Here is an 8,807-nt window from a genome sequence, read left to right as displayed (position 1 = left end):
TTGCCGCTACTGGCATGGCGCTGAGTGCTTATCGCAAGCGGTTTTGTATTCTGGAGGTTGCGCGCTAGTCATTGCGCTTTTTGTGAATATGAATAAAAAGCTATGGTGAATCCAAACCCCCACTTCCTGTGTCCAATTAACTTTACGTCAGTAAAATTTTAAGCCTAGCTTAAACATGCGGCGCGTAACGTTTATCCATGTTGTGCGGACACACGCGGAGAGTTTTAAAAGAGATGGGGTCCGGTTTACCAGCAACAATGTTCAATGGTTGATTGCATTTCACCAATCGGCGGCTGATGTGCGGTGTGATCTTGCACATCGCCACTACTACCGTTTCTAAAGGTGGGTTGAGCCCCATATAGGATGCGTATTCGATAGCAGTTTGGTTGCTAAAGATAGCTTGCGCACATTGGTTATGCCTAAGTTGGTGCAGAATGATGGTTCACTACATCCGAGCCCGATTAGGTAGGTCGTGTTTATGGAAAACGGAACCTGGTTTTTATTAATTGGTTTGCTCATGCTTGGCCGTGGTTTGACCTCCACGATTCTGACGCGCTCTCCTTTCAGCTCCTCAATTGTTTACCTGGCAGTCGGGTTGATTGCAGGCCCAATGGTGTTAAATCTCTTTCGATTTCATCCTGTCGAAGAAGCACCGTTGCTGGAAATACTGACAGAAGTGGCTGTATTGATTTCCCTTTTTTCAGCGGGCATTAAAATGCCGGTGCCGGTTACGGTAAAACAATGGGGCAGGCCAGTCTTGCTCGCCTGGGTGGCGATGGCTCTTACAGTAGGGTTTGTTGCTGCTTTCACTTACTTTGTCTTGAGTCTTCCGTTGGGGCTTGCAGTATTGCTGGGAGCCATATTGGCGCCCACTGATCCAGTGCTGGCTACGGATGTGCAATCGCGCCATCCTGGTGATAAAGATCATTTACGCTTCAACCTCACCAGCGAAGCAGGCATGAATGATGGTTCCGCATTCCCGTTTGTGATGTTGGGATTAGGCTTGCTTGGCTTACACGACTTGGGCGCTTCAGGTTGGAAATGGATAACGCTGGATGTGCTGTGGGCAACCTCAGCTGCCATCGCTGTCGGTATTGTTGGCGGAGTGCTTCTGGCGCAGATTGGATGGAAGTTGCGCGGGAGTGAATTTAAACATGAGATTCTTGATGATTTGGCGGGCTTGGGGTTAATCGCGCTGGTCTACGGAATAAGCTTGTCGATTGATGCCTGGGGGTTTTTAGCGGTATTTTTTTCCGGGGTCGCTTTACGTCAAACTGAATTGAAATTATCCGAGCGGCATGCACGCCAGTTTAATTCAGTAAAACAAAAAGATAATTCATTAACGGTTGATGCAAATGACTCTAAGCCACCAATTATCAGTGTTGAGTCATTGGTTTTTGGTGCACACCTTGAGCGTCTATCGGAAATGTTATTGGTGTTTTTGCTTGGGGGCATGCTGGCGTTTCAATTCTGGAATTGGCAAACCCTTGGTTTGGCATTGTTTCTTTTCGTGATTGCCCGCCCGCTGAGCGTTTACATCAGCTTGGCAGGAACCAATACCAGTTGGACACTACGCAGCATGATCGGATGGTTTGGCGTGCGCGGCATTGGTTCGATCTACTATTTGATGTATGCAATACAACATGGGCTGGATCAACATCTGGCACAACAGTTGACTCAATTTGTACTTGTTGTAGTAACGCTGTCTATTATTGTTCACGGCATTAGCGTGAAACCCATTATGGAAAAATTTTGGCGACGCCGTTAAATTGTCTGCTAATACCCATGAACTATTTTAATATCACTGCGCAATCAAGCGTGTATGGTTTAATGGATCGCCATAAGTAAAACGCGGAGAAAATTATGCCTGATAATTTTTCAGAGCAAGATAGAAAAGAGCTACAGGTAGCAAAAAATCTTTTGGAAAATCCAGGCGTCGCGGCAAAGGTGACCAATTTTATCGGCACTCCGATTGAAAAAGGCCTCGCTCTATTGCCTGATAGCTGGAATAAAAATATCGGTGAAGTGACCCGCGCCGCGTTACTTAAAGCATCGCAAGCAGCTATTTTTACGATGAAAGATATTCCCGGTGAGGAGTCATCTAATATGTGGCACAAGTTGGGCGTCGCTGTGAGTGGTGGGGTGGGTGGTTTTTTCGGCATTGCAGCCATATCTATTGAATTACCTATATCCACTTCAATCATGTTGCGTTCAATTGCAGATGTTGCACGGAGTGAGGGCGAGTCTATTTCGGTAATGGAAACGAAATTGGCGTGTTTGGAAGTGTTTGCTTTGGGCGGGAACAGTAGGTCTGACGATGGAACCGACAGTGGTTATTATGCGGTGCGAGCTACGCTTGCGAAATCCATAGCAGCGGCATCAGAATTTATTGCGAGTAATAAATTGGCGGATGAAGGTGCTCCACTATTACTTAAATTTATCGCAACAGTAGCGCAGCGATTTGGGATTCAAGTAACAGAAAAAGCTGCAGCGCAGGCAATACCCGCAATCGGCGCCGCCGGTGGGGCAATTATCAATACCATATTCATCGATCATTTTCAGGATATGGCAAGAGGGCATTTTATTGTGCGGAGACTTGAACGCAAGCATGGTAAGGAATTAATCAAGCGCATGTATCTTGAACTGCCAAAACTGGGGTAACGGAGTTGTCCAAGGCTCTGGGTAAATATATGGGGCATAGGTAAAGCACAACGAGAATGGCGGTGGTTAAGCATGTTGTGTAATCATGGCTAGCGCAACTGGCTATCTTTACTGCCACGCCGGTTAATGGTGGAATAAACTGTTTCATCTTTATCATGCTCTTCCTGGCATTTCACACATAACCGCACACCCGGGATAATCTTGCGGCGCGCTTCAGGAATCGCTGCGTTGCACTCTTCACAGTGCGTCAGGCTCTCGCCCTCAGGAATACGACTGCGAGCTAACTTTACTGCGTCTTCAATGCTCGCATCTATTTGGTCTTGTACTGCACCATCAGGTGCCCAGCCGCTGGCCATAGCGTCACTCCTCATCGGTAATCCGATCATGTCCAACTGGTATCGTTTAAGAATAGTCCAATAGTGATCCTATAAGATTTTGGCCTTGATTAAAGTGGAAAGTTCATTGTTGATTTATGCAACGACGATCACTGCACTTGCACGGAAAACTTCCCAACTGAAACAGCAAATCCGCTAAGCTAGGTGCTGCTTGCATCCGCAATTCTGTAGATTGATTTGCATCACAGACTACTGCGCCCTGGAATTTTAATGCTGAGAACTGATTATGAATTTGGATAAATCCAAAAAACGCATCGCCAAAAGATCCAAAATGGGGTTTCAGGGTTACCCTAAAATTTCATTGACCTACTATGGCAAAACCAGTGCGCATGCTGATGAGGTGGTAGTCGAATTTGTAATGGAAGAGGGGGCTGATATTCAAGTTGAGCGGTTTTCCAGCAAGACCGATGCGCGCGAAGATGAGGTGATTCAATCAGCACTAGTGAAGATGATCGAGCGGTCTGAAGCTAAAACCGTTGTGCAAAGCGAGGGCGTAAGCATATCTGGTTAACGTGGTTAGTGGTCTTGTGTGTAAGCGTACATACAAAGTGAAATGGAATGTGGACAATAAACCGACTTGGCGTTAATCCCTAAACAAGGATCTACACATGACGCTATTTGAGAAACTCAATGAGTTGGCGTTTATTTTTCGCGACACTTTTAATCAATGGTTAGATCGGGAACCGTTTAGAAATAGTGCGGCTATTTCGTTTTGTACTATTTTTTCACTGCCAGGTTTGCTGGTGATTATTATCAATCTGGCTGGCTATTTTTATGGTGAAGAGGCAGTAACCCGGCGCATCAGTGGCGAAATCGGGAATATGATCGGCCGCGATACGGCTAAGGATATTGAAGCGATTATCGCCAATGCCAGTGTGCATCAGGATTTTACCTTTGCGTCACTGGTTGGTATAGCCACATTGATTTTTGGTGCTACCGGTGTGTTTTATCAATTACAGCAAACGCTCAATATGATTTGGGAAGTGAAGCCAGAACCTAAACGTAAAATAGTAAAAATGGTGTTGGATAGGATTTTTTCGTTTGGCTTAATCCTTGCGGTCGGCTTTTTATTATTGGTCTCCTTGGTGTTGTCTGCGCTGCTTTCAATTGTGAGTAGTTGGGTTGCCTATTATTTTTCCGAAGCTTTTAATATTCTATTTCGTATTCTTGATTTTTCTTTGTCGCTCAGTGTGGTGACGTTTTTATTTGCCGCTATTTTTAAATTCCTCCCTGATGCAAAAATCCCGTGGCGCGATGTGTGGGTAGGTGCCTTGGTCACTGCATTGCTCTTTGTAATCGCCAAATTTGCGCTCGGGTTTTATTTCGGTCACAGCAATCCCGCCTCTGCTTACGGAGCAGCAGGTACGATTATCTTGCTGATGTTATGGGTGTCCTACGCGGCGCTAATCCTATTGTTTGGTGCAGAATTCACCCGCATTTATGCAGATCGACGTGGCGCACGGATCAAGCCGTTGGAGTTTGCAGTTTCTACTGCTGATATAAAATAGTCAGCCTCTCCCCATGAAAATCTAGTTGTTTAATACCTGTCTTTTCTACAGCTAAGATATTTGTGACAAATTCACATATCCCCAGTGGAAAAATTCCTTCCCGGCAAATGGCTTACAAAAAACTCCGCGTTTAGCGACTATTTCCGGCTTTTAAATTCCGTACAATGGCCCCCATAGCGTCGTAATAACGCGCTTATCGGTACTGATCGATCTCGAATTGAAAAAAGGTTTTCAATAAGGTTGATAAGTGCTGAATCACTCACTCATATTTTTTAATTTTATAAGGATGTTTGAAAATGAAAGCAATTCGTTATGTTACCCACGCTCTGCTATTTGCTTCTGCTACTTTGAGTTCCATCACTGCACACGCATATGAATTTCCACTGCGTGCGGATGATCTTAATCTCAATCATCGCTACTCAACCGGTGCTCACTGGTCTGGTGGTACCCAGGAAAAAGGTTTTGATATTGGCGCAGTGCGTCATATCGGCAACAACAAGTGGCATCACCTGAAAAGCGATAATGCCGATGGAACAGTCAATTCAAATTACCTGATTTACGGTGCAAAAATCCGCGCTATGGCAGCAGGGACTGTAGTTGGCTGCTGGCGTAATTCGCCGCAAAATACTGCCGGCAGCAAGCTGCAAAAGGTGTTGGATGGATATATCGCCTTAGGTGGAAACCACGTGTGGGTATTGCAAGATGACGGTGTTTACGCACTTTATGCTCACGCCCAGCCAGGCACCGTGCCTGCAGCAATTTGCCCGCACAATGCCACTTATCTGACCAATCCGGAAAAATCTAACCCCTGGACCCAGGATGGCAGGGTAACTAATGGTGTGCGTGTCCAAGCTGGCCAAGTGTTAGGTGTTGTGGGTAATAGCGGTAATTCAACTGGCCCACATTTGCATGTGCACATGGAGAAGGGCGGCAATCCGGTGGCGATTAATTTTGATCATGGACAAACTACCTCGTATGCCAATAATACCGCGTCCGTAAATGGCCCTTGGACTTTATTGAACGGCAACGTCTTGCCAGCGGGCAAGGTGTTGGTATGGGCTCCACATTCAGTGGGTTATTGGACAGTGAACAATATTCCTGATGAGCGTTTCCAGATATGGTTTAACCACTTTGTCGATTCAGGTGTGATGCTGGATACCGTACCTTGCACCGATGGCGGTCAGATTTATAACACTACCTGGATCCCAGCGAGCGGCTCATGGTATGCACATGCTGGCATGTCACTGACTGATTTCAATAACAAATCCACTTACTATGCCAACAAAGGCTACACCAGAACCGGTTGGTGGTACTGCGGTGCAAATTACACAGGTATTTGGAGAAAGTAATTTATTGCTTACGAGCGCGTGATTAAATAAAAAGCCCTGCATTGAACTGCGGGCTTTTTTCATTTTTACGCAATCGCGCGCGCTGCAGCGCCAATTCCCAGCAGCAATTCAAATTGTGGCGCTGACATAGGTTTGCCAAAAAAATATCCCTGCCCTTCATCGCATTTTTCATTGCGCAGGTAATTGTATTCAGCTTCTCCTTCAATGCCTTCGGCGATGGTTTCCAAATCGAAACTCTTCGCCATATCGATGATGGCGCGAATGACTGATGCATCCCGTTTTGATACCAAAATTCCGCGCACAAATGATTGGTCAATTTTAATTCTGGAAAGTGGATAGGATTTTAACAAGCTGAGCGACGCATAACCTGTTCCGAAATCATCAAATGCAATGCCTACACCTTGCTCGTGCAGGCGCTGCAAAATTCCCAGCACAATATCATCGTTGTCGAGCACAATATTTTCGGTGACTTCCAGCTCTAATGCTTCTGCGGGTAATCCATGGCGCGCGAGGGTTTCCATCACGTCAGTGGCTAAATCTCCCACGCGGAATTGCGCGCTGCATAGATTGACGCCAATGCGAAAGCGCGCTGCTCCACTGCGGCGCCAGTAAGCGGCTTGCGCGCAGGCTTCGTTGAGAATCCAGTCGCCGACAGTCGCAGCCAGTGGGCCACCTTCCAATGCAGGCAAAAAAGCGGCGGGCGCTAATATTCCCCGCTCCGGGTGGTGCCAGCGAATTAATGCTTCGGCGCCGGTGATAGAGCCATCGACCATGCTAACTTGTGGCTGATAGAAGAGTACAAATTCACCTTTATCGACGGCGCGGTGTAATTCAAGTCCATACCGCCGTCGTGCCATCGCCTCCATGCGCAGTGCAGGGACGAACATAAATACACGCCCGCGTCCGATATTTTTTGCTTTGAATAAAGCTAAGTCTGCATTGCCAACCAACTCTAGCGCCTCCTGCGCTTGCGCAGGGGCGAGAGCAACTCCGCAGCTCGCGGCAACGCGCACATCATTGCCATCGACATTAATTGGTTGAGCAATTGCGGCGATCATCGCCTCGGCTCTCTGCATCGCCGTGTGGGAGTCGGTCACGTTCGCTAACACGATGGCAAATTCATCGCCGCCGATACGCGCAACCAAATCATTATTACTGGCCAATTGCTGCAATCGATTGGCGACTTCACGCAAGATGGCATCACCCAATGTGTGTCCGAGAGTATCGTTCACGTCTTTGAAACCATCGAGATCAATCATCAATACCGTAGCCGGGGCAGGGCTGATCAATACATCTTCTACGCAGCGATAAAATTTTCCGCGATTGGCGAGCCCTGTGAGGCCATCAATATTCGCTTGTTGGCGCAGCTCGTCTTCCTCGCGCTGCTGCGATGTCAGGTCTTTAAGAATGGCTTCAAATTTCATATGGCCTGCATCGCGCCAGCCAAAGAGCGAAAATCCAAAGCGAAACTCGCTGTCATCGTAGCGTAACCCGGTTGCTTCTGTGGGGATTGCGATCTGGTCGAGTGAACCGGCCTCAATTGCCTGCCCGATAAGCTCTTGGAAGTTCGCGCGTTCGCGCTCGGGCAAGAGCAGGTCAAACTGCAGCGCTCTTTTATCGCGCCGTTGGTAACCATGGGCACTGGCGGCTGCCTGGTTCCATTCGATTATCTGTAAGTGTTCATCAAACCAGATGACTGGTGTGGAAGAGTTGCCTGCGTATTCCTCAAAGGGCGGTCTGGTTCGTTCGGCTGATACTTCAATGCGCCGCAATTCCAAGCGGTCAGCGGCCATTTTCGCTAGCTCCTGCAAGCGTTGCCGATCCTCTTGTGAGAAATCGGTATGCGCTCGATCATCAATCACGCAGAGTGCACCCAGCGCTAACCCTTCAGGCGAGAACAGAGGTACACCAGCATAAAAGCGTAAGTTGGTGGTGCCAGTCACCAAAGGATTGTCGTGGAAGCGTTCGTCGAGAGTTGCATCGGGTACTACCATGACATCAGTTTGGGTAATCGCATGAGCGCAAAATGAAACATCTCGCCGCATATCCACTTTACCTACACCGACACTTGCGGCAAAAAAAACATGGTCGCTGCCGATCATATTGACTGCTGCAACCGGCATATCAAACATACGCGATGCGATACGGACAACGGGATCAAGGCTTGTAAGCATCTGTTCTTCATTGAGACCATAATTCGATAGCGCTTGCAAACGTTCGGATTCGTTCGGAAATATCGCTGGGCACTTCATCAGCGCATCCTCGTATTTGTTTTCCCTTAGTAAAACAGTGTTGTCATTTCAGTATAGAAAAAGAAAAATCGCTGCGTAAAAATGTAGCCGGAGACGCCACACTTTTGAATTGCCGTTCAGTCTGATATGAAATAAACCGCGCTGGTTGTTGTGTGCAGTGAAAAAATGAAAAAGTAAAACTTGGAGCGGGATATGGTTTCAATCTTTTTCTAGTTACAGCAGTTTTCGGGGAATTGCCATTACAGGGGATTACAGTGCGGCTTGATGCATGTGGAATTTAATGGGAGAACGCGCGTTGATACCTCTAACGCGCTGTTTTAACTGAAATCCGTTAGTTTTTTGGTCATACTATACCGGGTGCTGTACCGCGATAACTTTCAGTCGCCGGACTTTTCCTTGCGGTACTGGCCAATCAATATTGCCGCCAATACGCAAACCAATTAATGCACTGCCTACCGGCGATAAAATCGATATTTTCATTTGTGTTACATCCGCTTCGTTTGGGTAAACCAGGCTAATAGTCTGTTCTTCGTTTGAATCCAAATCAACAAAAGTCACTTGGGATCCCATTGTTACTGCATCGTCAGGAATATCTCTGTCTGGTACTATGTCAGCGTGGTTCAGTTGAATATTCAGTGCTTC

Annotated in this window: 8 protein-coding genes; 5 read left to right on the top strand and 3 right to left on the bottom strand. The window is 47.0% G+C overall.

What is annotated here, in order from left to right; genetic code table 11:
- Positions 1-478 precede the first annotated feature (478 nt).
- Together ACWA6V_RS12300 and ACWA6V_RS12295 are read left to right on the top strand one after the other, a co-directional pair.
- Positions 479-1,768 carry a cation:proton antiporter gene (locus ACWA6V_RS12300; RefSeq protein ID WP_449522765.1) on the top strand — a complete coding sequence of 430 codons (1,290 nt, stop codon included), beginning with the start codon at positions 479-481 and terminating at the stop codon, positions 1,766-1,768.
- A 95-nt stretch (positions 1,769-1,863) separates the two neighbouring features.
- Complete coding sequence (locus ACWA6V_RS12295) at positions 1,864-2,661, top strand: EcsC family protein (protein WP_449522764.1); 798 nt, start codon at positions 1,864-1,866, stop codon at positions 2,659-2,661.
- An 89-nt stretch (positions 2,662-2,750) separates the two neighbouring features.
- Here the strand turns inward: ACWA6V_RS12295 and ACWA6V_RS12290 are convergent, their stop codons facing one another.
- Positions 2,751-3,017, bottom strand: coding sequence for a DksA/TraR family C4-type zinc finger protein (locus ACWA6V_RS12290; protein ID WP_449522763.1), 267 nt, complete (start codon positions 3,015-3,017; stop codon positions 2,751-2,753).
- A gap of 265 nt (positions 3,018-3,282) precedes the next feature.
- Between ACWA6V_RS12290 and ACWA6V_RS12285 the strand changes: the two genes are divergently transcribed.
- The 3 genes from ACWA6V_RS12285 to ACWA6V_RS12275 all read left to right on the top strand — a co-directional run bounded on the left by ACWA6V_RS12285 (position 3,283) and on the right by ACWA6V_RS12275 (position 5,913).
- Positions 3,283-3,567, top strand: coding sequence for a hypothetical protein (locus ACWA6V_RS12285; RefSeq protein WP_449522762.1), 285 nt, complete (start codon positions 3,283-3,285; stop codon positions 3,565-3,567).
- A 97-nt stretch (positions 3,568-3,664) separates the two neighbouring features.
- Entirely contained in the window at positions 3,665-4,564 is a 900-nt protein-coding gene (locus ACWA6V_RS12280) for a YihY/virulence factor BrkB family protein (protein ID WP_449522761.1), read from the top strand.
- Positions 4,565-4,860: 296 nt separating this feature from the next.
- Positions 4,861-5,913, top strand: coding sequence for a M23 family metallopeptidase (locus tag ACWA6V_RS12275; RefSeq protein WP_449522760.1), 1,053 nt, complete (start codon positions 4,861-4,863; stop codon positions 5,911-5,913).
- Between the two features lie 65 nt (positions 5,914-5,978).
- On the opposite strand, the gene ACWA6V_RS12270 is transcribed toward ACWA6V_RS12275, so the two are convergent.
- Together ACWA6V_RS12270 and rnk are read right to left on the bottom strand one after the other, a co-directional pair.
- The gene (locus ACWA6V_RS12270) at positions 5,979-8,165 is read right to left on the bottom strand and encodes a putative bifunctional diguanylate cyclase/phosphodiesterase (RefSeq protein WP_449522759.1); all 2,187 of its coding nucleotides are present in this window, start codon (positions 8,163-8,165) and stop codon (positions 5,979-5,981) included.
- Positions 8,166-8,513: 348 nt separating this feature from the next.
- Positions 8,514-8,807, bottom strand: a 294-nt coding sequence (gene rnk / locus ACWA6V_RS12265; RefSeq protein WP_449522758.1) for a nucleoside diphosphate kinase regulator, incomplete at its 5' end; no start/stop codon positions are given.

It is taken from the genome of Cellvibrio sp. (assembly GCF_053579595.1).
Note: the sequence above shows the minus strand (reverse complement) of the source record. Positions and strands in the feature narration are given on the sequence as shown.